The organism is Maribellus maritimus (assembly GCF_022267315.1).
Classification (GTDB): Bacteria; Bacteroidota; Bacteroidia; order Bacteroidales; family Prolixibacteraceae; genus Draconibacterium; species Draconibacterium maritimum.
Window position 1 is genome coordinate 1 of record NZ_JAIKLE010000024.1, and the last position, 23,297, is coordinate 23,297.

The window sequence follows — 23,297 nt, forward strand, 5'->3', positions numbered from 1 at the left end:
CTGTCCAAAAAGGATTTTGTATTCGGGTAGGTATCTGAGAAATTTTTCAAATACTCAACTCTTCAAATACATAATCAGACTTTTGGGACAGCCTCGTTTTTAATCTTAATTATTCCTGGATTAGTTGGCTGGTTTTTCAAAAACGCTGTCAGCAATATCAGGATTAAATTTTATATCTTCCATTATAATTTCGGCGTCACCCATTGGAGTTGTTGAGATGATCCTGGTAGCCATTTTTATACCATCAAAATCTTTATATTCCACCATTTTCTGGGTTACATTCACTTCTTGTCCCATTGAAATGGCTCTTGCTTTTACCTGGCTGAGTAAATATTTATCAGTATCGATATAATAGTTTTTTATATTCCCGTTTTTATCGGTCAGTTTCAGGTTATACACGTCTGTGCCATCAATATTCTCTTTACCTGCCAACTCAAGCTTGTGGCCTTTTTTCTCATAGTTATATAGTTCTCCGTCGATGTCAGCCTGAGCCATTGCTTGTTCGAGTTCTGCTCCGCTTAATTCCTGTGGTTCACTGCTAACCCATGGGGCGACAATCCAGCCTTTTTTCCCGTCGAAAGCCTGAATCATTTTTTGCCCCGCCATATCCATTTCCATCCTGAATTTATCGGGTCTTTTCATTTTCATTTCCATTGGAATTTCCATTCCCATCTGGTTGACTTTTGCTTTTACCAAATATGTTTCCACTTTGGTAAGTTTTTCCTGACCTATGGCTTTAAAATGTTTGTCGAGAATTTCTTTTAAGTTTTGTGCATGAATAACACTCACCGAAGAGGCCAAAAAGAAAACAATGAGTATAAAAATTGATTTTTTCATTTTCGTATTGTTATGTAGTTTGATTTCATGAATTAGTAAAACTAACGAAATATTAGTTACAAATATGGGATTATTAATTGGCTCAAAAATATATTTCGGCAACTATATTTTCAAAGGGAACTCCCTTCTCGATCAATAAATCGCGAATTTCGACGACCATGATTGCTTTTCCGCAGATGTAGTATTTTTGATTTGGGAAATGACTTTGTTCGGCCAGATAGGCAGTGACTCTTCCGGGGTAAACATCGCAAGAGGATTCGCGTGAACAGCAGCGGACATAGTTTTTTCCAAGCGCCCAATCTAACTCATCTTCAAAATAAAATTGATTCAGGTAACTTACCCCGTGAATGAGCTTTTTATTTTCAAACAAACCCGATTGAAACATACTGTAAAACGGTGCGACCCCTGTGCCGGTAGCAATACACCAGGCAGGGGCTTTTGACCCCAGAAAACTTCCGTAAGGTTTTGAAACCAAAATCTTATCACCGGGAATGTATGCAGCAAGTTTTGGCGTCAGAAAGCCATCGTCTTTTATATTAAAAAGAATCTTTATCTCGTTTTCATGATTTCCACTGCAAATACTGTAAATGCGCGGTGGTGTTTTTATTTCGATTCCAATTTTTACTACTTGTCCAGGAGTAAAATCAACATCACGGTCAAAAGAAATCAAATGGACGCCTGGCGAGATCTCTTCATTCCCTTTTAACGTATATTCTTTTAGTTTATCAGGAGTATTTTGTTGTCTGGCCTGCATTTTTTAATTTCTCGTTTATAAATTCCGAAACGAAAAAGTAACGATTAGATTTTCCTCCGGATTAACCAGCATATTTTTAATCCCGTAATATACTTTTAATGTTTTAACCTGTGAAATTTCGTCCGAATTTCCAGTGATTGTTAAAGGAGTGATTTGACCTGCTTTTAAGGTCACATTTTCAGGCGCATCAAACCCCACCCCTGGTTGTACCAGCTCCAGTTCATAATCAATATCTGATTTATTTGTTATTTCAATTCGTCTGCTTGCGCCATTCTGAATTTTTAAAGGGTTGTCTTTAAATGCAAGTGAAGCAAAAAATAATGGTTCCAGAATTTCTGATTTACCTATCACTGTCTCGTCGAAATACACTGCGGTTCTTTGGCTAAATAATGCTTCCTTAATACCTCCTGTGGTCTTGCTTTTTGCAAATACAAGTGTCATGGGTCTGCGCCCGGTGGATAAATCATATGACATTCCGATAGGGTCATGAACATCTGAGTTGCCGAGCATGGTAAGGCTCTTTTCATTTGCCCACTCCAACGCTTCGGGGTAATATTCATTGCTGTTATAAACTTCGATGCCATGTAGTAAGCCATTGTCGAGTAATTCAGTATGTTCTTCCCACCAAACGGTTGAGTCTGGCTGTTGAGCTTTCCAGCCGGGATGATTCCAGAAAATAAATGAGCCTTGTTCGCGTGCTTCTTTTATTGCATCCATAACATCGTCCCGTTCAAGTAAATTGGCGTTTCGGATAAATAATGCATTTAAATGTCCCGGCGGCATACTGCGTGTTATCTCTGCTGCGCGAATTAAAACAACATTTTTTTGTTGAGCCAGCGGTTCCGCAATTTCAAACGAGCGATTATGATCTGCAACCACATCTTTGGAATGAGGCCTGTATTCAATGTGATCGGAGATAGCAATTGCATCAAGGCCTTCTTCCCACGCTTCCTCTATTCTCACTGTTGGCCATACTGTGCCGTCAGAAAAGATGGTGTGTATATGAAAATCGCACTTTAAAGTCTGATAGCCAGCGATATCAGGAATGTTTATTATTTTTCTCGATTGTCCGGAAACAATTCCAGTAAAAAATATGAAGATCCAAAGTATAATTTGCTTTTTAGTGCACATAGTTTCAATTCTTTAATCGTTGAATGAATGAGTAAATATCTGCTATTTTGTTCAAGTTTGAAATATATCAGGTATTAAAAATTTATGAATTGTAAACGAATCGCTAAATTTAACAAAAAGACTGCAATCTTTTTAATTTTTTTAAAAAGATTCTTTCGTAATAAAAATTTTATTCTGATCTTCGCAAACGAAATTGTATGGAACACCTATTTAAAAATACCGGAGGACAAAGTCAGGCGGTTGAATTGAAAAAGATCAGCCACAAGAAACAGATCTTAAGAGCTATTTATTTCGATGGCTCTTTATCCAACTCAGAACTCTCTAAGATTGTAAAACTGAGCACACCAAAGATTAACAGTTTGCTCATTGAGTTAATCGAAGATGGTTTGGTAAAAGATCTTGGTCGTGGAGATTCGAGTGGTGGCCGGCGGCCCAATATTTATGGTCTTGTTGAAGATGGTTTTTATGTAGTTGGAATTACTATAAATATTAAACGAACCATAATCTCCATTTTTAATGCCAGCAACGAGGAGGTAAGTGGTCCGCATTATTTCCCGATTAAAGTTCATTCTGACATCGGCATTTTTAATGAAGTAAATAAAGCGCTGGAAAAAGTAGTAATTGAAAGTAACATTTTAAGGGATAAAATACTGGTGGCTGGCATAGAATTGCCTGGGCTGATAAATGAGAAAAAGGGAGTGAACAAGACCTATTTTCCACATGTCCCGGATTTGTATGAAGAGTTACACAAAATTTTTGGCATTCCGGTATATTTTAACCACGATTCAAAATTAAGGACTTTTGCTGAACAGTATTTTGGCCTGGCTAAAAATAAAAAGAATGTTTTGATGCTTCAGGCTGACTGGGGATTGGGTTTGGGAATAATTGTAAATGGTAAGTTATACAATGGCAAATCGGGTTTTTCCGGAGAATTTGGACATCTTCCAATTGTAGATAACGGAGAGCTCTGTAGTTGCGGGAAAAAAGGGTGTTTGGAAACCATCGCCTCGGCAACTGCAATTGCGCGGATGGCTAAACAAGGAATTAAAGACGGAAATTCATCTTTAATATTGGAACTTGTAAATGGAGAAACCGACAAAATAGAAATATCAAATGTAATTCAGGCGGCTAATTCAGGTGATCAGTTTGCTATTTCGCTTTTTACCGACGTGGGTTATTGGCTTGGAAGAGGAATGGTATACCTGATTCAGATATTTAATCCCGAACTCATTATTGTTAGCGGCAAAGTTGCCGAAGCCAGTCAGTTTATTCTGGCTCCCATCCAACAGGCAATTCAAACGTTTAGCAACCGCGATATAAGCAACGACACTGAAATAAAGTTTTCGGAGTTAGGCGCAAAAGCAGGAACAATGGGAGCTGCTGCTTATGCATTGGAGAAAATATCTTTTTCAAAATAAATAAAACGATGGAATTAAATTTTTCAAAAGTTGAAGAGGCATTTTTTAAAGAGGCAGGATTGGAAAAAATTACAACACGGATTCCATATATCCCGGTTGATAGTTTTCCAAAACTAGGGTTACTTTCTGCCATGAGTTTTTTGGAGTGGGTGAGTGAAAATCCGGATGGAGTTGTGAGTTTACCAACAGGGAAGACTGCCCAGCACTTTTTGAATTATACAAAACTAATTCTTGAAAATTGGGAAAATAAAAAAACACAGGATGCACTTGTAAAATATGGGTTGGGAGCAACTAAAAAACCTGTTTTGAAAGACTTGCAGTTTGTTCAAATGGGTGAGTTTTACCCCATAAGCTCGAAGCAGCACAACAGTTTGTGTAACTATGCCGAGAAGTATTACATTGAAGGGTTTGGCCTTGATAGAAAAAAAGCACTGTTAATAAATTCCGATGAGATTGAATTGGCTCAAAACAAACATTTTAGCGAAATTTTTTCGGATTATAGCATTGACTTAACCTTGCGATACAGGGAGGCAAAAACGCAAATGGAACAGTTGCAGCAGGAATCGATTTTTAAAATAGACAACTGGTGCACTAATTACGAAAACCAAATAAGGGAAAAAGGTGGGATCGGATTTTTTCTTGGCGGAATCGGGCCAGATGGGAATATTGCATTTAATACCCGCGGCTCCGATCATTTTTCATCTACGCGTTTAAAAGAAACCAATTTTGAAACGCAGGCGATAACTGCAGCCGATTTGGGCGGAATAGAGGTTTCGCGTAAACGTTTGGTGATTACCATCGGCTTAGGCACACTCCGGTTTAATCCTGAAAATAAAGCAATAATTTATGCGGCAGGAGAGGCTATTGCCGATACAATAAAAGATTCTTTGGAACGGGAGCCAGTAGTAAATTATCCGGCATCTTCTCTGCAGAAATTAAAAAACAGCCGTTTTTATCTTACTGAAAGTGCTACTGTAAAACTGGAAGATAGCATTGAATGTTTTTATAACTGTGGCCCATGGACGCATAAAAAGACGGAACGTGCTGTTATCGACCTTTGCAGGAAGATAAACAAGTTTGGAGGTAAATTGACCCTTGAAGACTTACAAGCCGACAAATATTGCCGCCGGATTCCGGATTTGAATGAGAATACTGTTCAGAGTGTTATTGACTCTATTTTAGTCAAGCTCAAACGTGGAATGCATAAAGAAGTCAACCAGGTGTATTATCACACCGGCCCGCACCACGACGATATTATGCTGGGAATTATGCCAGTAACAAATCGTCAATCGCGTGATGCCAGCAACGAGATGCATTTTGCAGTGGCTACTTCCGGCTTTAATGCGGTAACCAATCATTTTCTGAAAGATTTGCTTGTTGATACACGTGATTTAATAAATCAGGGTAAAATAGAAATGATCAATTTCCCCGATTTTTTTGATGCAGGTTACAAATTTAAATGGGACAAGGATATTTACCACTACCTGGATAATATTGCAGCACAGAATAGTGATGAAAAAAGACGTGGGGTTTGTCACCGTGCGGTTCGTGCATTGGTTTCAATCTGGGATATAAAAGATGAGAAAGGCCTGAAACAGGTAATAGAAGAAATTATTGAGTCGCTTGAGAGTACTTACGACGGTGGAAAAAATCCTTCTGAAATACAGAAATTAAAGGGGATGATTCGGGAGCTTGAAGAGGAATTGGTGTGGGCACACTACGGAATATCGGTAAAAAATGTTCACCACTGGCGACTTGGGTTTTACCAGGGAGGCGGATCTTCGAGTCAACCCGATAAGGAGCGCGATGTTTTACCTATTCTTGAAGAATTCAGGAAATACAAGCCAACCGTAATAAGTTTAACAATGGATCCGCAGGGAAGTGGACCAGATACGCATTACAAGGTATTACAGGCAATTGCAAGGGCAGTTGAAGAATGGAACAAGGAAGAAGATTTAAGTAATTTGAGGATTATTGGCTACCGTAATGTTTGGTTTAAATATAATCCGTGGGATGTAGAGGTTCTTGTGCCTGTTTCTTTAAATGCTTTAGCTACACTTGATAAATCGTTTTCAGAGTGTTACGTTACGCAGGTAAACGCATCGTTTCCAAGTTACCAACTCGATGGAAAATTTAGCGATGTCGCACAACGTGTTTGGGTGGAGCAACACAAGCAGATTCAGTTTTTATTGGGAAAAAACTTTTTTTATCAAAATGACTCGGCATTGTTAAGAGCGACACACGGGATGATATATTTGCATGAATTAAATGTTGAGCAGTTTCTTGAAGAAGCATTTTCTCTGGAAAAATCAATGGAAGGAATTTTTTAAAATCAGTAAACCGAAATGAAATTAATTATTCAAAAAAATTATGAGGAGTTAAGCAAGTGGACTGCTGACTATATTGCAAAAAGAATAAACGAGTATCAACCCAACGAAAAAAGACCTTTTGTGTTGGGTCTTCCAACCGGCTCTACACCTGTGGGTACATACCAAGAATTAATTCAGTTAAATAAAGCCGGAATCGTTTCATTTGCCCATGTAATTACATTTAATATGGATGAGTATGTTGGCTTGCCAGAGGAGCATGCTGAAAGTTACCATACTTTTATGTTCGAAAATTTCTTTAATCATATTGATATAGAAAGAAAGAACATTCATATTTTAAACGGAAATGCTAAAGACGTGTTAAAGGAATGTTCTGATTACGAGGAGAAAATAAAAGAAGTTGGAGGTATCCATTTATTTCTTGGGGGTATGGGAGCTGACGGACACCTTGCTTTTAATATTCCCGGGTCTCCGTTGACATCGCGAACAAGACGGGTCGATTTAAACTATGATACTGTTGTTGCCAATTCACGTTTTTTTGACAATGACATTATAAAAGTTCCCAAGCAAGCACTTACCGTGGGGGTTCAAACTGTTATGGATGCCAAAGAAGTTTTGATTGTGGTAAACGGTTATAAAAAAGCCAGGGCGCTGCAAAAAGTGGTTGAAGAGGGTATAAATCATATGTGGACATTATCGGCATTACAAATGCATCCGGGCGGGATTGTTGTTTGCGATGAAGAAGCGACAATGGAATTAAAAGTAGGTACCGTAAAATATTTTCGCGATTCGCTTGCTTAAAACAAAAACTGCCTTTCTTCCAGGAAAGACAGTTTTAAGGAATAATCCCGAATTGACGTGTTTTAAACACACTCCGAAAATACATTTTCTTTTAATTTGAAACAAGAAATATTGTCTCTTTGAATGTGTTTTTAAATATTCATAATCTTTTTAAATAATTTTTTGGTTTGTTATGGAGATGGCTTGTCCGGGCCCATTTTTTTCATTGGCTTTATAACAACTTCTTTTTTACAAGACGGGCAAATATAAATTTCACAACCCGTGCAGGCAAAGCAATTGCTGCAACTTCGGGGGACATCTAAATTTGAAAATTCAAAGCCACATTTACTGCAACTGTAAAATTTTTCCTTTTTTGCACGGCCAATCATTTGCGGAGAAATTTAAACAACCGCAATAGTCCAAAAATAATAACAAGTGTAAAAATTATGGCTGCACCGGAAGGAATATTCAGGAAATAGGAAATAAACAAACCGGAAATAGTTCCGGTAAATGCAAAAACCGACGAAAGAATAAGTAGTTTTTTAAAGTTATTTGTAAATAAATTTGCCGTTGCCTGCGGTATCGTTAAAAGTGATAAAATAAGGATAATTCCCACCACGCGAATATTCAACACTACAGTAAGGGCAATAAGTGTTATGGTAATATAGTTAAATAAAGTAACCGGCAACCCGGCGGCACGTGCAAATTCCTCGTCGAAAGCAACAAAAAGTATTTTGCTGAAAAGCAACGTAAAAAAAGCAATGATTATCACATTCAGAATAAACATCCACCATAATTCTGAAATTGTTACCGTAAGAATATTTCCAAAAAGATAACTCATAGGGTTAGGTGTATAACCGGGAGTCAGGAAAATAAAAATAATACCCAATGCCATTCCCAGCGACCACCAAATAGCAATTGATGAATCTTCTCTGATTTCGGCTACTTTGGTAAAAAACTGAATTCCTAATGCTGCAAGAACAGCAAAAAGTACTGCGCCAAGCAAAGGATTAAATCCTACCAAAAATGCAAGACCGATTCCCCCAAACGAAGCATGTGTTATTCCTCCACTGATAAAAACAATACGACGGGAAACAATATAGCTGCCGATTACCCCACATGAAATGCTGGCAAAAACTGCGGCTAAAAAAGCTTTTTGAAAAAAATCGTAGTTAAATAATTCAATTACAGAATTCATTTTTAATGGTGGTGTTTTAAAATGGTGTGTGGAATATCGCCATGCGAAATAATTTGAATGGGGCAGTTGTATCCGTCAAGTTGCTCTTGTGTGATGTTATTGCTTAAGTGATAATGTAAAGCGCCGTTTACACACGCAATGGTTTTTACATAACTTGAAATAGTTCCTAAATCGTGCGAAACCAGAATGATAGCAATTTCTTTATTCAACTGAATTAAACGATTATATAATTCACCTTCGAAACGGTTGTCAACAAATGTGTCGGGTTCATCAAGAATAAGAATTTTAGGTTCGCTTATTAGTGCCCGACACAAAAAAACACGTTGCATTTGTCCACCGGAAAGCTCTCCGATAGCTTTGTGCCGAATGTTTGAAATGCCTGTTTCATCGAGCAACCGGTTTATTTTCTGTTTCAGATCTGAAGACGAAAGTTCCTTTTGTTTCATTAAGAAACCCGAACGAACGACATCAAATACAGTAATAGGGAATTTTCTGTCGATGTGTCGAACCTGTGGTAAATATCCAATGGGTTTTTTCTTTCCTGCAATATCTTTTCGGAATGTAATTTTTCCCCCTGATGGTTTTAACAATCCCAAAACAGCTTTCAGAAGTGTTGTTTTTCCTCCACCGTTTGGGCCGATAACACCTATAAAATCTTTCTCAAATATATCAAGATTTACATTCTCAAGAACAGGTGTGTTATCATAACCAACCGTCAGGTTTTCTATTTTTATAAGTGGTTCCATCAAAAATTGTCAACAAGGATTTGGGTAATTTCCATCAAATTATCAGACCAGGCCGGGTCAAGTGGGCTTATCTGAATTATTTCACCGCCAATTTCTTCGGCAAAAACACGCGCATGCTCGCGATCAAACTCACTTTGGATATAAATTACCTTTATGTTTTCTTTTTTTGCCAAATCAACCACTTCTTTCATATGTTGCGGTGTTGGCTCTTTTCCTCCGGATTCCAGAGAATACTGCTCCAGTCCGTAATCTCTCGCATAATAAGTAAGACTTGGGTGAAAAACAATTATCTTTTTGCCCTGATAGTCTTTTAGTGAGTTTTTTATTTTGATGTTGAGCTGGTCAATTTCCTTTACAAATTTTAAATAGTTAACCTTGTATTCAGGTCCTTTTTCAGGATTCAATATGGTCAGTTCATTAGCAATTCGTTCAGCCATTTTTTTTACCAGAGCAGGTGACAGCCAAATGTGCGGATCTACACCGTTCATATGCACATGGTCACCGTGTTGTTCGGTTTCGTCAGCTATCAGATCCAATCCTTCCGAAAGATCGACTACCTTCATATTTTTGTTGGCTTGCTCTATTTTGTCTTTCCACGAATATTCAAATCCGATGTAACCCATCCTAAACCAAATGGCTGAATTTGCGATTTCTTTCAATTGCGAAGGAAGCAGTGTATATGCAGCAGGACTGGCACCTGGAGGTATTAGCACGTTGACCTCAAAATCGTCGCCGGCAATTCTTTTAACAAAAGTTTTTTCAGGTAAAATACTAACTGTAATTACATTTTTACCTTCAGCTTCGTTACTTTTTTTCTTACTTGAACTACACGAAAATAGAAGTACTGCGGTTGTAAATATTAAGATTAGTTTCTTCATTTTTTTCTAATTCAAAATTTTGTTGAATTGTAAACAACAAAATACAAATTTAGTTCTAACATCCAGATTCCTTTATTATTTGACTTTCATTTTTTTAACCTTAATTTTTTCTTTTGGCGGCACCGGATCGTAGCCGTGCGTTCCCCATGGATGGCATTTTGAGATACGTTTTGTTGCTAAAATAAATCCTTTAAACGGGCCATGGATTTTCAGGGCCTGCACTGCGTATTCAGAACATGTTGGAACGTGACGGCATGAAGCTGGTGTTAAAGGCGAAATTCCATATTTATATAGATACACAGGTAGCAGCAAAATCCAACTTAGCATTTTCTGTAATATGTTTCCAATTTTTCTCATTTTTCTGAATCTACAAATTTACAAATTAAATATTAGCCTAATTTGGTTAAATAACATCTCTCTTTTATGTTTTTATTGTTGGTGGAAACAATGATTAATTCTATTTTTACGCGATTCGATAGAGGGATTCGAAAAAATCTCAAATAATTATTATCAACTTAAAGAATAAACTAATGAGTTCTCAAGACAAAAATTATGTATTACCCATTATTATGATGATCCTGTTATTCGGGATGATCGCATTTGTTACAAACTTGGCAGCACCAATGGGGGTTGTACTGAAAAGCCAGTTTGGCGCATCTAATTTTCAAGGTATGTTGGGAAACGCGGCGAATTTTATTGCTTACGCAGTAATGGGAATTCCCGGAGGTCTTCTCCTGCAGCGAATTGGTTACAAAAAAACTGCCTTAATTGCCATTGCGGTTGGCTTTATTGGCGTTGGAATTCAATATTTGTCCGGGCATGCAAGTGAAACTTCTGCATTTACGGTATATTTGATCGGTGCATTTGTAGCAGGTTTTTCAATGACACTTTTAAATACTGTTGTAAATCCAATGTTGAATACTTTAGGTGGCGGTGGAAACAAAGGAAACCAGTTGATTCAGGTTGGAGGTTCTTTTAACTCAGTTATGGCTACTTTTACACCTGCTTTTGTAGGTATTTTAATTGGTGAGGCAGTCAGTGCACGTATTACTGATGTGTTCCCGGTAATGTATATCGCTTTGGGAGTCTTTGCTCTTGTATTCTTTGTTTTGTTAGCAGTTAGAATTCCGGAACCAAGCATTGAGTTCGCTTCAGAACCCATAAAAAATTTGATGTCAGGTGCATTACAATTCCGTCATTTTATTTTTGGTGCCATCGGTATTTTTGTATATGTAGGTGTTGAAGTAGGCGTACCCGGAACTATGATGCTTTGGTTAACTGATCCATCGGTTGGAATAGGTGCAGGCATTGCAGGTTCTGTTGCCGGAACTTATTGGTTGTTAATGTTGGCCGGCCGCTTGGTTGGTGCATCAATAGGAAGCAAAGTGTCGAGTAAAATGATGTTAACTGTTGCTTCATTTGTTGGTTTGGTTTTGGTTCTTGCTGCCATTTTATTCCCATCATCAACTATGGTTAATATGCCTGTATTTAAAGCAGCAGGAAGTTCATTATCGTTTGGATTTGCTGAAGTTCCGATCAATGCCATGTTTCTTGTACTGGTAGGTTTATGTACCTCAATTATGTGGGGAGGTATTTTCAACCTTGCTGTAGAAGGATTAGGTAAATATGTTGCAGCTGCTTCAGGTATTTTTATGACACTCGTTGTAGGTGGCGGACTACTTCCGTTGGTACAAAATGCCATTGCCGACAGTTTTGGCTTCCAGCCTTCATACTGGGTTCCTCTACTCGGTCTTGCTTATCTCTTGTTCTACGCTTTGGTTGGTAGTAAAAATGTAAACACCGACATCAAAGTTGATTAAGCAAAAACTCTGAATCGAATGAAAAAAGTTTCAATTGGAATAGATATTGGCGGGACGAATACTGCAATTGGTATTGTAGATCAGGGTGGAAATGTTATGGTTAAAGATAATATTGCAACTCCAGATCATGGAGATTTCAAACGATATATTTCTGACCTTTCCATAGCTATTAACAGCCTGGTAGAAAAATTAAAAATCATTAATTCTGAAATTGAAATTTTAGGGATTGGAATTGGTGCACCAAGTGGCAATTATTACAGTGGAGCAATTGAACATGCAGCAAATCTTTCTTTCAAAGGAATAGTAAATATTGTAAAATCTCTCCGTGCTCATTTCCCTGCTTTGGGAGCAATTGTATTGACAAACGACGCAAATGCTGCCGCTGTTGGAGAGATGATTTATGGAGGAGCAAAAGGCATGAAGAATTTCGTGATGTACACGTTGGGAACAGGTGTAGGAAGCGGAATTGTTGTAAATGGTGAGGTAGTTTATGGCCATGATGGGTTTGCAGGAGAATGCGGACATACAACGTTAGTCCCCGGTGGTCGACCGTGCGGATGTGGCGCTTTAGGGCATTTGGAAGCGTATTGCTCGGCATCAGGAATGAAAAGAACTGCTTTCGAGTTGTTACTTAAATACAATGCTGATGATAGCTTGCTTGCCGATAAATCTTACAAAGAACTTGATTCGAAAATGATTTATGACGCAGCAATAAAAGGCGATAAAATTGCATTGGAAGTATTTGAAAAAACAGGCGAGTGGCTTGGGTTAGGTTTTTCTGATACCGTACATTATTTAAGCCCGGAAGCGATATTCCTTTTTGGTGGCCCAACTGCTGCAGGGGATTTAATTTTTAAACCGACAAAGGTGAGCATGGAGAAATACTTGCTCCCGATGTACAAAGACAAAGTTAAAATTCTGCCATCAGAACTAAAACCCGGCGACGCTGCTATTGTTGGGGCGAGCGCAATGGTTTGGAAAGAACTTGAAAAATAATTCAGTTTTAATTATAAGAGGAGAGCGGACATTTAGTTCGCTCTTTTTTGTTTTTAGCTATTGAAATATAGCTCCTTCAAAACAAAAATTCTAAGAAAAGAGCTATTTATTTACCAGTTAAATTTGATTGTTTGTTTTAAATCGGGATGTAAGCTCAAAGGAACAGGACTAGTTCCTGCCACACTTTCTACAATTCGTTTTTCTTCAGCGGAATAATTTTTCTTTGGGAAGTAAAAGTCAACAATTATCTCTGCAACACGATGCGGTTCGGAAGCCATAATTTTTGTAACATCAACAGTGGTTCCTTTCAGGTCGATATTGTTGTCCCGTGCTTTTATTCCCATTATTGTCATAATACAATTTCCTAATGCAACGGCCGGAAGATCAGTGGGCGGAAAATATTCTCTTTTACGCGGTTGTCGTTTGGAGCGTCGGTAATGACTGTAATTCCACTTTGCAGATGTTCGTTTTCCGTACAAAGTTCACCTAAATATATTGTCTTTATTGTTGCTGCTATATTTTAATCTGACTAAATGAAGTATCCCTTTTTATTGTTTGAATTTTATACACAATTAAATTCTTTCTATAGTGTTTTAAAAGTTCGTGTTTATTTTTTAAATCTGTTTGATTTCATTTCGATTTAATATATTTTCGTAACACGAATTTGAAGTTTAATAACACTATGTCGGTAAAAAGATTTGGAGTTTCATTAGATGAAGAGTTACTGGAAGCATTGGACAGTTATGTTTCTGATAACCGGTTTGCCAATCGCTCGCAGGCCATAAGACACCTAATCGAGAAAAATTTGGTGGAAGAAAAATGGAAATGTGATAACATAGTAGCCGGAGCAATAACACTTGTTTTTAGTCATCAGAAAAATGATATACTCAAAAGATCTTCCGAAATTCAATATAAATATAGAGATGTGATACTGTCTTCTCAGGGATTCTATTTAAACGAGCAAAACTACCTTGAAATCATTGCCGTAAAAGGGCCTTCTCATAAGCTGACTGAGGTTTCTGAAAAGCTGATAAGTATCAAAGGAATTCAGCACGGAAAATTAGTAATGAGTAAAGCGCAATAATTTTTTTACCCATATAGTAACACGAAATTATAAAATAGTAATACGTAAAAATGAAAACAAAAGCCATTCTTCACCTTGTTCTGACCGTAACATTTTTATTTAGTTTAAAATCGTACGCCCAACTTTCGATAACAAAAGATACAATTCAAATTGACGAGATTGTGGTGACCGGAACTCCTGTGAAAGTAAACCGCAGTAGCATACCAATGGCTGTTTCAGTTGTAAATCGGGCGCAAATTGAAGATACCGATGAGTCTGCTCTTCTTCCTGTATTAAATGGGAAAGTTCCAGGTCTTTTTGTTACCGAAAGAGGAATAACCGGTTTTGGGGTCGCAACTGGTTCTGCCGGACAGATTTCGATTCGTGGCATTGGCGGAAACCCAACTACCGGTGTGTTAATGTTAATCGACGGACATCCCCAATTCATGGGAATTATGGGACACCCTCTTCCCGATTCATATGTTTCTTCCGATGTGGAAAGAGTGGAAGTAATCCGCGGGCCTGCGTCCATTTTATATGGTTCCAATGCCATGGGCGGAGTGATTAATATTATCACCAAAAAACAAAACAAAGAAGGGATTCATGGAAATGCACGAGTTTCATATGGTTCATATAATACACTTAAGTACATGGGGGCTCTGGGGGTCAAAAAGCAGAAATTTAATGCATTTGTTTCCGTCAACCACGATCAAACCGATGGGCATCGGGAACACTCTGATTTTAATATTACCAACGGGTATACGAAGTTAGCGTATAAAGTTAATGAACATCTCAATGTATCTACAGATTTTAGCCTTGCTAACTTTGATGCTGCTGATCCTGGCCCTGATACATTAAACGCTGTTTTTGGCGAAACAATAGACATTACCCGGGGGTACTGGGCTTTTGCTGTTCAGAATGAATTTGAAAAACTATCGGGATCGCTTAAACTTTTTTACAATTTTGGAGAACATGATATTACAGACGGTTTTCATTCAAAAGACCATAATTTTGGACTGAAGTTTTTTGAATCGTTACGTCTTTTTGAAGGAAATAATATTACGCTTGGTGTTGACTATATAAATTATGGTGGAATGGCGGAAAATACAAAGGCAATGAGTGGGGCAGGTATTGTGTTTGCCGACACTACACTTAATGAGTTGGGGTTATATGGTTTTATCCAGCAAAGCTTTTGGAACAAATTAACATTAAATGCCGGCTTAAGATTTCAGAATAATAGTATTTACGGAGGTGAGTGGATTCCTTCAGTTGGATTCGCATATAAATTCGACGAAACAATGTCGTGGAAGGGAAACATTTCAAAAGGATTCAGAAGTCCTACACTTAAAGAATTATTTATGTGGGGACCACAAAATCCTGATTTAAAACCCGAGTCTATTCTAAATTACGAAACTGGTATTTTAAAAACATTTTTGAATAAAAAAGTTAGTGCTGAGTTGACTTTTTTTGCAGTTAACGGCGACAATTTGATTACTTCGGTACCGGTAAATGGCACACCAAAATATATGAATTCAGGTGAAATTTCGAATCAAGGAATAGAGGTTGCAATGAATGCTGAAGTACTTGAAAATTTAGTTTTAAGCACAACGTACAGTTATATAAATATGGAAAATCCGGTTTATGCCACACCGGAACATCAGTTTTATTTTAGTATGCATTATAGTCCTGATGCATTTCAGTTAATGGCAAGTATTCAGCAAGTCAGTAATCTAGATAATGACCCGCTTTCGGTTGTAAATAAAGAGAGCTACACACTGCTAAAAGCTAAGGCAATTTATAACTTTACAAAAGGTTTGAAGCTATACGTAAGTGGCGAGAATCTACTGGACCAGACTTACCAGGTGAACCGATATTATACTATGCCAGGAACAACTTTTTTTGGCGGTATCAACTACAGTTTCTAATCATTTTACCGGGAAGAGAAAATGGTGATGATTTGCACAGTTCTTGTGACAAAATGCAGTGTCTTTTTTTGATGTAATTCCTTTGAATTTTATTAACTTATTCCGCAATAAAGTATAAATAGTTTAGGAATAGGATCGTATCGTTCAATATGGAATCAAGAAGAAATTTTATCAGAACAACAGCAGCGGGGGTGATTGGAATGTCGTTGAAAAATAATGCATTTTCGTCAAATTTATTTTTAGAAAAGAGAAAAAGGCCAGTTCATGTTTTTAGCAAATGTCTTCAATTTCTTGATTATTATAAAATGGCTGAAGTAGTTGCTGAAAATGGTTTTGACGGGGCTGATTTGACTGTCAGACCGGGAGGACAGGTTTTGCCGAAAAATGTGAAAGTCGATTTGCCAAAAGCTATTGCTGCATTGCGAAAAAACGGTGTAGATTCAAAAATGATTGTAACAGGTATAAATAACCCGGACGATCCTTTGACAACCGACATTTTACAAACGATGGCAAATCTCGGTATTAAATATTACCGTTTGGGGTATTTGGATTACGATTCGGATAAATCAATTCCGGAAAATTTGGAAATATATAAATTTACCTTCGAAAAACTGGAGAAACTAAATCAAAGATTTGGAGTGCATGGTGGTTATCAGAATCATTCGGGAACAAGAGTTGGTGGACCGGTTTGGGATTTGTATCACCTGTTGAAAAACAGAGATCCGCAATATATTGGTGTTCAGTACGACATTCGCCATGCAATTGTAGAGGGCGGTACTTCCTGGTCACTTGGGATGAAACTCCTGGCTCCCTGGATAAAAACGACCGATATTAAGGATTTTATTTGGAAAAAAACCGAAAAGGAGAAATGGGAACTTGTTAACGTTCCTCTGGGTGAGGGCATGGTTGATTTTGACGACTATCTTGAACTTTACAACTCCAGTAATATTGAAGCTCCGATTTCTATTCACTATGAATATGATTTGGGTGGAGCAGAACACGGGCGTTTAAATCCAAAAATGAGTCTGGATGAAATTTCCGATTGGCTAAAGCGAGACAATGATTTTTTTAAAAACAAATTGAGAGAATTCGGATTGTATTGATGGCTTATTAAAATTTAGCCAGGCTTCCTTAGCGGTTCTGAAGGTCGTTTCTAAATGAGGTACGGACACACCGGAAACCGATATATGATTTTGCTGTATCCTGGTATTCATAAGTTCGTGTTGATGTTCGAATAAAATAAGCCATGTCTTTCCATGAGCCACCTCTGATAACTTTTCGTTTCATTATAGGCGGATCGTCCGGTTTTGCGTCATATTGTAAGTCCGGATTTAAGTCACTCACAACATCATAAGCTCCTTCATAAAAGGCTGTACTCGTCCACTCTGCTACATTTCCTGCCATATCATATAGTCCGAACGGATTGGGATCAAATTCTCCCACTTTCATTGCTGTTGTTGTGGTGGGACTGTCTGCGACATAGTTTCCCCGCAACGGTTTAAAATTGGCAACAAAACAACCTTTTTGATTCCGTGTATAGTAACTTCCCCAGGGATACATCGTATTTAGCAATCCTCCCCGGGCTGCCATTTCCCATTCACTTTCGGTAGGAAGTCTGTAGTCGTGGGCGGGTGTTTCTTTAAAACGCGAATTGTATACCGTTTTTAAATTGGTTCGCCATTGGCAAAAAGCTCTGGCTTGTTTCCATGTAACTCCAACCACGGGGTAATCGTCGAAACCCACATGTGAAAAATACTTCATTGTAAACGGTTCGTTGTATGTATAGGCAAAATCTCTTACCCAACATAAAGTGTCAGGATAAATCGGAACAATTTCATGCATCAAAAAGCTACTTCGGTTTTCAATCGGGACCATCTCACCATTTGGTTGCATTACAGCGCCGTTATATCTCTGATTTTTAAAATCGTAGTTATTTTTTCGTTTTGCAGCTTGTTTGTAATCTACCCAGTAATATTCATAAATAAGTTTTCTGGAGTCAATTTCTTTTTTGTACGCAAAACGCTCCTCTTCAGGAATATAAAGCTCTTCCATTGCCATCTGGTAGTCTGGATCTTTCCAGTCTATCTCTTCATCCCAGTTAAGTATTGGATTCTCAAGCGGAACCCCATAAAAATCTTCAGAGATAAGGAAATCTGGATCAGCATCTCCCAGCAATCTTCTGGCTATTGAATCCCTCACCCAAAATACAAATTGGCGGTATTCGTTATTGGTAATTTCGGTGTCATCCATCCAGAAAGCTTCCTGGGATACTACGCGTGTTGGAGTTCCAATGGGCATAATTTCATCGTCCGAAGGTCCCATCCTGAATTTGTCGCGTTGTATATAAGCCATTCCAAAGGGACTGGGTTCAAACCATTCACCGCTGACTTTTTCTTCTCCGGGAAGATAGAGGTTGGGTTTTTGACATGAATGGAAAAGCATTCCTAAAATTGGAATTATATATAGAATTGCTTTTTTCATCCGATTTTTTACCCTTATAATTTTATATTAGTTAACGCAAAACAGCATGTTTAATTATACGCTTTTGCGAATAAAAAAGCCTTATGAAAACATAAGGCTTTCAGAATGTTTTATATTTTCTAATATTCCCAAAGATCCTGCTCAAAATTGAAAATCTCATTTTCAATTCTTTTTGATTCAAGCATTGCTTCCTTCCCGGTTAAATAGTCATTGATTCCACGGTTATTATAAACGTTTGATTCCTTGGTAATATAGCTATTGAAGTATCTTTTTATAAAAAGATCATCGAAAGACATTTGGCTTGCATCATTATTTGGATTCAAAACCAAATTGCTTGCGAGTAAATCTCTAACTTCGGGGTAATATACCCAAAAAATTTGCTGGCGCTGCACTTCTCCTGAGGCATCATTTTCACGAACGTATTCGCGGATCGGGCAAAGTCCAACGATACGTACATTTAGAGTAGAGCTTTGTTTATCAAAGTACCATTCTTCTTTAACCATGTACTGTTTTATTTCATTTGGACGTATTTCACCTTCAATAGTGACTTTCTCCATTTCTCCGGTGTCAAAATTTCGTCTTTCAATTGTAGAAGCTTCTGCACCAAATGATTCCTCCACCTGTTCGTAGGTCATAGGTATTTTGAAGTCATCATCTTGTCTCGCGTCGTACGGTGTAATTTGTCCGTTTTTAATTCCTTCGAGAAGGAGCGTAATCAAATTCACCTTACCGCCCATTTCTGTGGTTGGATAGTACAACGGCAGATTCATCTTTTCACGCAAATCGATGATACGCCACACTTTTTTTGACCAAAAAATATCGGCTTCGCGAGCACTTGGCAGTGGCATTGGTTTTTTTTGGAAAACATCGGTACGTTTGTATGCACCGTTTACAATTTGTGCGTTAGATTGTTTCTCGGCCAAAGCAAATGTAAACACTAGTATTCCTATATAAACAACTAACTTTTTCATAGCTTAAATAATTTTAAAGGAAATTGAATTGAGATCCCTTGATTCACCATTTTCTCCAACTGCCTTAATATTTGTAATATGAACCCAACTTTGTGGGTTTAACCTTTTGAATTCATTTAATTGTTCCTGTGTAAAACGATTTGAAGTTGCAGGATATCTATTGGTGTATCCACCTGCCCCTGTTGTTTCAACAGTAAACTCGGTAACCGTATATTCAAAATCGAAATCAAAGTCTTCCAAGACGGCTAAAACTCCCTGTTGAATTACCAATTCTTCTTTACGGATATCCCCACTTGAACGGCCAGCAATTTGTGCAACCGGGTCCGGCACTGGTTTTACTCTCCAATCTGAAGTTCCGACCAGCCTTCTTGTTCCCCCTATATTTGCATATACCGAAACTTTTGTGCGACGCCCCTGTTCGTCTAAATCTGTTGGTTCGATAACATAAGCTTCGCCTTTTTTAGTAACCTTCCCGTTGGTCATCGAAACCTCAAGGTTTTCTTTTGGTATTCCACCGCCACCTACATCAAATGGGTTTTCAAGTCCGCGATAAAATACGTTCATTTTTGTAGCTGACATTGTAACACTCGGAGCAGTAACCTGGTAGTCCTGTTCAAAACGGTAATTTTGAATTATGCCCGCAGGTGTTTTGTATTTTATTAATCCACCCCAGCTAAATTCACCAACTTGATTTGCACTTGCGGTGTAGGTTGCTTTTCCGTCAATCACTGGCATTTGTCTGCCATTAATGAATATTTCGGGTTGCTGAGTTGTATCTTCTGCGGCCAGAAAAACTTCTGCCACATATTCATCTCCTTGCAAAACTACGCTAGAAGTTGGAATAACCTGAGCCGCCAGTTTGTTAAATTTGAATGAACCTGCATCAATTTGCGCATAAAGGTACTTGATGAGGTTGGCTTCAGAGTTTTTTACATCGATTTGAATTTTGGAAAGCAAAGTTAAAACGGCAACAATTGGTTTATCTTCAAAATGTTCAGATTCCCATGATTTGCTTTCTCCTCCCTCGGCCAGATCGACAGGAGGATCTGAGGTTTCCAGTTCCTGAAGAATTGTTTCTCTCAATTCTACATCATCTTCCGAAAGCATTCCAACCAACGTTTCTCTAAAATTTTCGATTTCAATTTTTAATTCCTCACCCTTTTTTTGGGTTATCATCATTTCTGAAGGAACATTCAGATCCTGCTCATTTTTTAGCTGTAACGTGTCTCCATTTTCTGTGTAAAGATAAAAACCATCAGAGGAGTATGGATTTTCTTCGTTAACCGGTTCACTTCCAGAAGACTTTACCAATTCCTCTTTGAGTTGAGAAATGTATGAAATTAACGATTTTGTATCGTCACGAATGATATCCGCCTTATTTTTCCACTCCTCTGTTTTTGTTGGGTTTTCGATAAATGCTTGTTCAAAAGACGAATAAACCTGTGCATTTTGCATGTCCACAGCTTTCATTGTTTGCATTAAGCTTGAATCCACAACCTTAAATGCCTCCAATACTTCTGCGGCTACATTTAATGCCAACATTGCCGTTAGGACAATGTACATCATGTTTATCATTTTTTGCCTCGGGGTTTCCGGACAATTTTTTGCACCCATAACTGAATCTTCAAATTATTTTTTATAACTCATTGCTCCCAGCATGTTGCCATAAATTGTATTTAAGGCCTCCAGGTTTTTATTCAATTGCTCTGCGTTATCTTTATATTTCTTCAATTCATCAACAGAAGATGCCAGAATCTCATTCATTTGAGTTAGATCGTTATTGAACTTTTGGCTCGCAACCATTTGAGATTTCGTGTCGGTTAACTGCGCCTCAAAATTTTTGTTTAGTTCATTAATATTTTGATTTAGTTTCTGGAGATTGCCGGAATACTGTTTTGAACCTTCTCCGATGGTATTTAAACCACTGGTTATCGAGCTTGAGGCCATTTCAAATGAGTTTGCCAGGTTTTTTCCTGCTTCGGCAAGTTGAGATGAGAACTGCTCACCGGTTTGTTGCATCGTCGATATTGCACTTTTCCCTGATTCTGACAACTGTTTTGCCGTATTAATATATGATTCAGCAAGATTTCCTACTGATCTGTTTATGGTCTCGTTGGCTTTGTTGTTAATTTCCGCAAATGTACCCATTGATTCAGACGCTGAACCGATGTTTTTGACGTATAAGTCAGTTGCCAGAGTAGCTGCTGAAATATCGCTGATTCCTCTTGCTGTATTACTTAACTCATTTAAACCTTTTCCCACTTTGTCCAACAACTCAGGAGTAAGCTCTGAGCTTGAAAACAATTCATCAATACCTTTCTTATTTCTTGGACTTATTTCGTCCATATCCATAATTTCATAATCCTCTCTTAATTCAGGATAAACCTTACTCCATTCAGGCATTTCCAAAGGTGGTTCGAAGGCAGATAAAAAGAATATAAATGCTTCCGTTATCAAACCGATAGTTAGAAAAAGTCCCGAATGATTCCAGTGCTGGAGTTTAAAAAGTGCTCCAAGCATTACTACAGATGCGCCCCATCCGTAAACGTATCCCATGAATGTTTTCCAACGCTTAGTCTTAAAAATTTCTCCCAGGTTCATATCTTTAGATATAGGTTAATATTCTTTTTAGTTGAATTCGTCTCCGAAAGTAGAACGCACACATCGGAATCCTATAAAAGATTTCGTCGTATCCTGATATTCATAACTTCTAGTTGATACTTGAATATAATGTGCAATATCTTTCCATGATCCTCCCCGAATTACTTTTCTTTTCATAACAGGAGGGTCGTCTGGTCTAGCATTATATGTAAAAGAAGGATTTATATCACTGAAATATTGGTATCCGGCTTCATCGTATGCTGTTTCTGTCCATTCGGCTACATTTCCTGACATATCATAAAGGCCGTATTCATTCGGTTCGTAACTGCCGACTTTCATTGCCCCAATTCCACCATCTTCAACATAATTTCCACGAAGCGGCTTAAAATTGGCCAGAAATACACCTTCTTCATCCCTTGCGTAGTATCCGCCCCAAGGATACATAGAATATGTTTTTCCTCCTCTTGCAGCATATTCCCATTCAACTTCTGAAGGCAAACGGTATGCCTGCAGTTCTGGCTCTCCTCTTGAGTTTAAATATGTGGTTTGAATTTTTGTTCTCCAACTGCAAAATGCACGAGCCTGTTCCCAGGTCACGCCTACAACAGGGTATTCAGCAAATCCCGGATGCCAGAAATACCTGGTAGCCCATGGTTCATTAAACGAATATGTAAAATCTCTTATCCAACACAATGTATCCGGATAAATGTATGCCTCATCCTGCATAATAAAAGAAGAGCGGTTTTCAATTGGAATCAGTTCTCCTTCAGCATTATAAACATTTCCCTCATAGCGCTGATTTTCAAAATTGTAGCTATTGGAGCGTTTGGCTGCTTGTTGAATATCGATCCACCAGTACTCATAAAGCAATTTTCTTGTATCGATCTCCTTCTTTCCAAAAAATCTTTCATTTTCAGGTATATATAGGTCTTGCATTGCCATTTGCATATCGGGGTCTTCCCAATCAATTCTTTCTCTCCAGTTTATTCTCGGGGGGTCTATGGGATTCCCTTCCCTGTCTTCTGTGATTAAGAACTCGGGATACTGATCACCTAACATTCTTCTTGCAATTGAATCTTTCACCCAATTGGTAAATTGCCTGTATTCAGAATTTGTAATTTCGGTATCATCCATCCAAAATGCTTCTTGAGATACCGTTTTAGTTGGGAGCATTGACTTACTTGGATCCTGGTCGCTTGGCCCGATATTGAAACTTCCCCTTCTGACATACACCATGCCATAAGGTTGAGATTCACTCCACTTGCCCCTGTCTTGTACTCCCACCAATTCACCATTCCCTCCGGATTGGTTACAACTTGTAAATGTCAAAATGCTCAAAAGTACAATTCCGAAATAAAGAAGTTTTTTCAT

General features: G+C 38.0%; 21 protein-coding genes. 8 read left to right on the top strand and 13 right to left on the bottom strand.

The features are described 5' to 3' along the window. Positions 1 to 120: 120 nt before the first annotated feature. The 3 genes from K5G00_RS19345 to K5G00_RS19355 all read right to left on the bottom strand — a co-directional run bounded on the left by K5G00_RS19345 (position 121) and on the right by K5G00_RS19355 (position 2,722). The gene (locus tag K5G00_RS19345) at positions 121 to 837 is read right to left on the bottom strand and encodes a LolA family protein (protein ID WP_238767852.1); all 717 of its coding nucleotides are present in this window, start codon (positions 835 to 837) and stop codon (positions 121 to 123) included. Positions 838 to 919: 82 nt separating this feature from the next. Then, a complete protein-coding gene (locus tag K5G00_RS19350) occupies positions 920 to 1,591 on the bottom strand; it encodes a ferredoxin--NADP reductase (RefSeq protein ID WP_238767853.1) in 672 nt (223 codons plus the stop codon). A 15-nt stretch (positions 1,592 to 1,606) separates the two neighbouring features. Then, positions 1,607 to 2,722 (bottom strand): Sb-PDE family phosphodiesterase, encoded by a 1,116-nt coding sequence (locus tag K5G00_RS19355; protein ID WP_238767855.1) that lies wholly within the window; start codon positions 2,720 to 2,722, stop codon positions 1,607 to 1,609. Between the two features lie 197 nt (positions 2,723 to 2,919). Here K5G00_RS19355 and K5G00_RS19360 point away from each other — a divergent pair, with 197 nt between their 5' ends. Genes K5G00_RS19360 through nagB form a run of 3 tightly spaced genes read left to right on the top strand, consistent with a single transcriptional unit; the run spans position 2,920 to position 7,268 of the window. Further along, positions 2,920 to 4,140, top strand: coding sequence for an ROK family transcriptional regulator (locus K5G00_RS19360; protein ID WP_238767857.1), 1,221 nt, complete (start codon positions 2,920 to 2,922; stop codon positions 4,138 to 4,140). Positions 4,141 to 4,148: 8 nt separating this feature from the next. Then, the gene (locus K5G00_RS19365; protein ID WP_238767858.1) at positions 4,149 to 6,470 is read left to right on the top strand and encodes a glucosamine-6-phosphate isomerase; all 2,322 of its coding nucleotides are present in this window, start codon (positions 4,149 to 4,151) and stop codon (positions 6,468 to 6,470) included. Positions 6,471 to 6,485: 15 nt separating this feature from the next. Further along, positions 6,486 to 7,268, top strand: a complete 783-nt coding sequence (gene nagB / locus K5G00_RS19370) for a glucosamine-6-phosphate deaminase (protein WP_238767859.1) — start codon at positions 6,486 to 6,488, stop codon at positions 7,266 to 7,268. Positions 7,269 to 7,632: 364 nt separating this feature from the next. Here nagB and K5G00_RS19375 read toward each other — a convergent pair whose 3' ends face one another. From K5G00_RS19375 to yidD, 4 genes are all read right to left on the bottom strand, one after another. Continuing rightward, positions 7,633 to 8,445: a metal ABC transporter permease gene (locus K5G00_RS19375; protein WP_238767860.1), complete on the bottom strand. Its 813-nt coding sequence runs from the start codon at positions 8,443 to 8,445 to the stop codon at positions 7,633 to 7,635. A 2-nt stretch (positions 8,446 to 8,447) separates the two neighbouring features. Beyond that, the gene (locus K5G00_RS19380; RefSeq protein ID WP_238767862.1) at positions 8,448 to 9,191 is read right to left on the bottom strand and encodes a metal ABC transporter ATP-binding protein; all 744 of its coding nucleotides are present in this window, start codon (positions 9,189 to 9,191) and stop codon (positions 8,448 to 8,450) included. Further along, positions 9,191 to 10,069, bottom strand: coding sequence for a metal ABC transporter solute-binding protein, Zn/Mn family (locus tag K5G00_RS19385; RefSeq protein ID WP_238767863.1), 879 nt, complete (start codon positions 10,067 to 10,069; stop codon positions 9,191 to 9,193). The genes K5G00_RS19380 and K5G00_RS19385 overlap by 1 nt, the downstream gene beginning before the upstream one ends. A 75-nt stretch (positions 10,070 to 10,144) precedes the next feature. Then, complete coding sequence (yidD, locus tag K5G00_RS19390) at positions 10,145 to 10,426, bottom strand: membrane protein insertion efficiency factor YidD (RefSeq protein WP_262921403.1); 282 nt, start codon at positions 10,424 to 10,426, stop codon at positions 10,145 to 10,147. Between the two features lie 173 nt (positions 10,427 to 10,599). Here yidD and K5G00_RS19395 point away from each other — a divergent pair, with 173 nt between their 5' ends. Together K5G00_RS19395 and K5G00_RS19400 are read left to right on the top strand one after the other, a co-directional pair. Then, on the top strand, positions 10,600 to 11,889 hold the full coding sequence (locus K5G00_RS19395) for an MFS transporter (RefSeq protein WP_158865328.1): 1,290 nt from the start codon (positions 10,600 to 10,602) through the stop codon (positions 11,887 to 11,889). 18 nt (positions 11,890 to 11,907) lie between these two features. Further along, a complete protein-coding gene (locus K5G00_RS19400) occupies positions 11,908 to 12,885 on the top strand; it encodes an ROK family protein (RefSeq protein ID WP_238767864.1) in 978 nt (325 codons plus the stop codon). 110 nt (positions 12,886 to 12,995) lie between these two features. Here K5G00_RS19400 and K5G00_RS19405 read toward each other — a convergent pair whose 3' ends face one another. Further along, the gene (locus tag K5G00_RS19405; RefSeq protein ID WP_238767866.1) at positions 12,996 to 13,364 is read right to left on the bottom strand and encodes an OsmC family protein; all 369 of its coding nucleotides are present in this window, start codon (positions 13,362 to 13,364) and stop codon (positions 12,996 to 12,998) included. A gap of 203 nt (positions 13,365 to 13,567) precedes the next feature. Between K5G00_RS19405 and nikR the strand changes: the two genes are divergently transcribed. From nikR to K5G00_RS19420, 3 genes are all read left to right on the top strand, one after another. Next, on the top strand, positions 13,568 to 13,969 hold the full coding sequence (gene nikR, locus K5G00_RS19410) for a nickel-responsive transcriptional regulator NikR (RefSeq protein WP_238767868.1): 402 nt from the start codon (positions 13,568 to 13,570) through the stop codon (positions 13,967 to 13,969). A 50-nt stretch (positions 13,970 to 14,019) separates the two neighbouring features. Next, the gene (locus K5G00_RS19415) at positions 14,020 to 15,873 is read left to right on the top strand and encodes a TonB-dependent receptor (RefSeq protein ID WP_238767870.1); all 1,854 of its coding nucleotides are present in this window, start codon (positions 14,020 to 14,022) and stop codon (positions 15,871 to 15,873) included. Positions 15,874 to 16,022: 149 nt separating this feature from the next. Next, positions 16,023 to 16,976 (top strand): sugar phosphate isomerase/epimerase family protein, encoded by a 954-nt coding sequence (locus K5G00_RS19420; RefSeq protein ID WP_238767871.1) that lies wholly within the window; start codon positions 16,023 to 16,025, stop codon positions 16,974 to 16,976. A gap of 28 nt (positions 16,977 to 17,004) precedes the next feature. On the opposite strand, the gene porK (K5G00_RS19425) is transcribed toward K5G00_RS19420, so the two are convergent. The 5 genes from porK (K5G00_RS19425) to porK (K5G00_RS19445) form a co-directional block, all read right to left on the bottom strand. Beyond that, positions 17,005 to 18,354 carry a T9SS ring complex lipoprotein PorK/GldK gene (gene porK / locus K5G00_RS19425; protein WP_238767873.1) on the bottom strand — a complete coding sequence of 450 codons (1,350 nt, stop codon included), beginning with the start codon at positions 18,352 to 18,354 and terminating at the stop codon, positions 17,005 to 17,007. A gap of 119 nt (positions 18,355 to 18,473) precedes the next feature. After that, positions 18,474 to 19,325 carry a type IX secretion system ring subunit PorN/GldN gene (gene porN, locus K5G00_RS19430; protein WP_238767875.1) on the bottom strand — a complete coding sequence of 284 codons (852 nt, stop codon included), beginning with the start codon at positions 19,323 to 19,325 and terminating at the stop codon, positions 18,474 to 18,476. A gap of 3 nt (positions 19,326 to 19,328) precedes the next feature. Next, entirely contained in the window at positions 19,329 to 20,939 is a 1,611-nt protein-coding gene (gene porM, locus K5G00_RS19435; protein ID WP_262921404.1) for a type IX secretion system motor protein PorM/GldM, read from the bottom strand. 15 nt (positions 20,940 to 20,954) lie between these two features. Beyond that, positions 20,955 to 21,881, bottom strand: a complete 927-nt coding sequence (gene porL / locus K5G00_RS19440) for a type IX secretion system motor protein PorL/GldL (protein WP_238767878.1) — start codon at positions 21,879 to 21,881, stop codon at positions 20,955 to 20,957. Positions 21,882 to 21,953: 72 nt separating this feature from the next. Beyond that, positions 21,954 to 23,297 (bottom strand): T9SS ring complex lipoprotein PorK/GldK, encoded by a 1,344-nt coding sequence (porK, locus tag K5G00_RS19445; RefSeq protein ID WP_238767879.1) that lies wholly within the window; start codon positions 23,295 to 23,297, stop codon positions 21,954 to 21,956.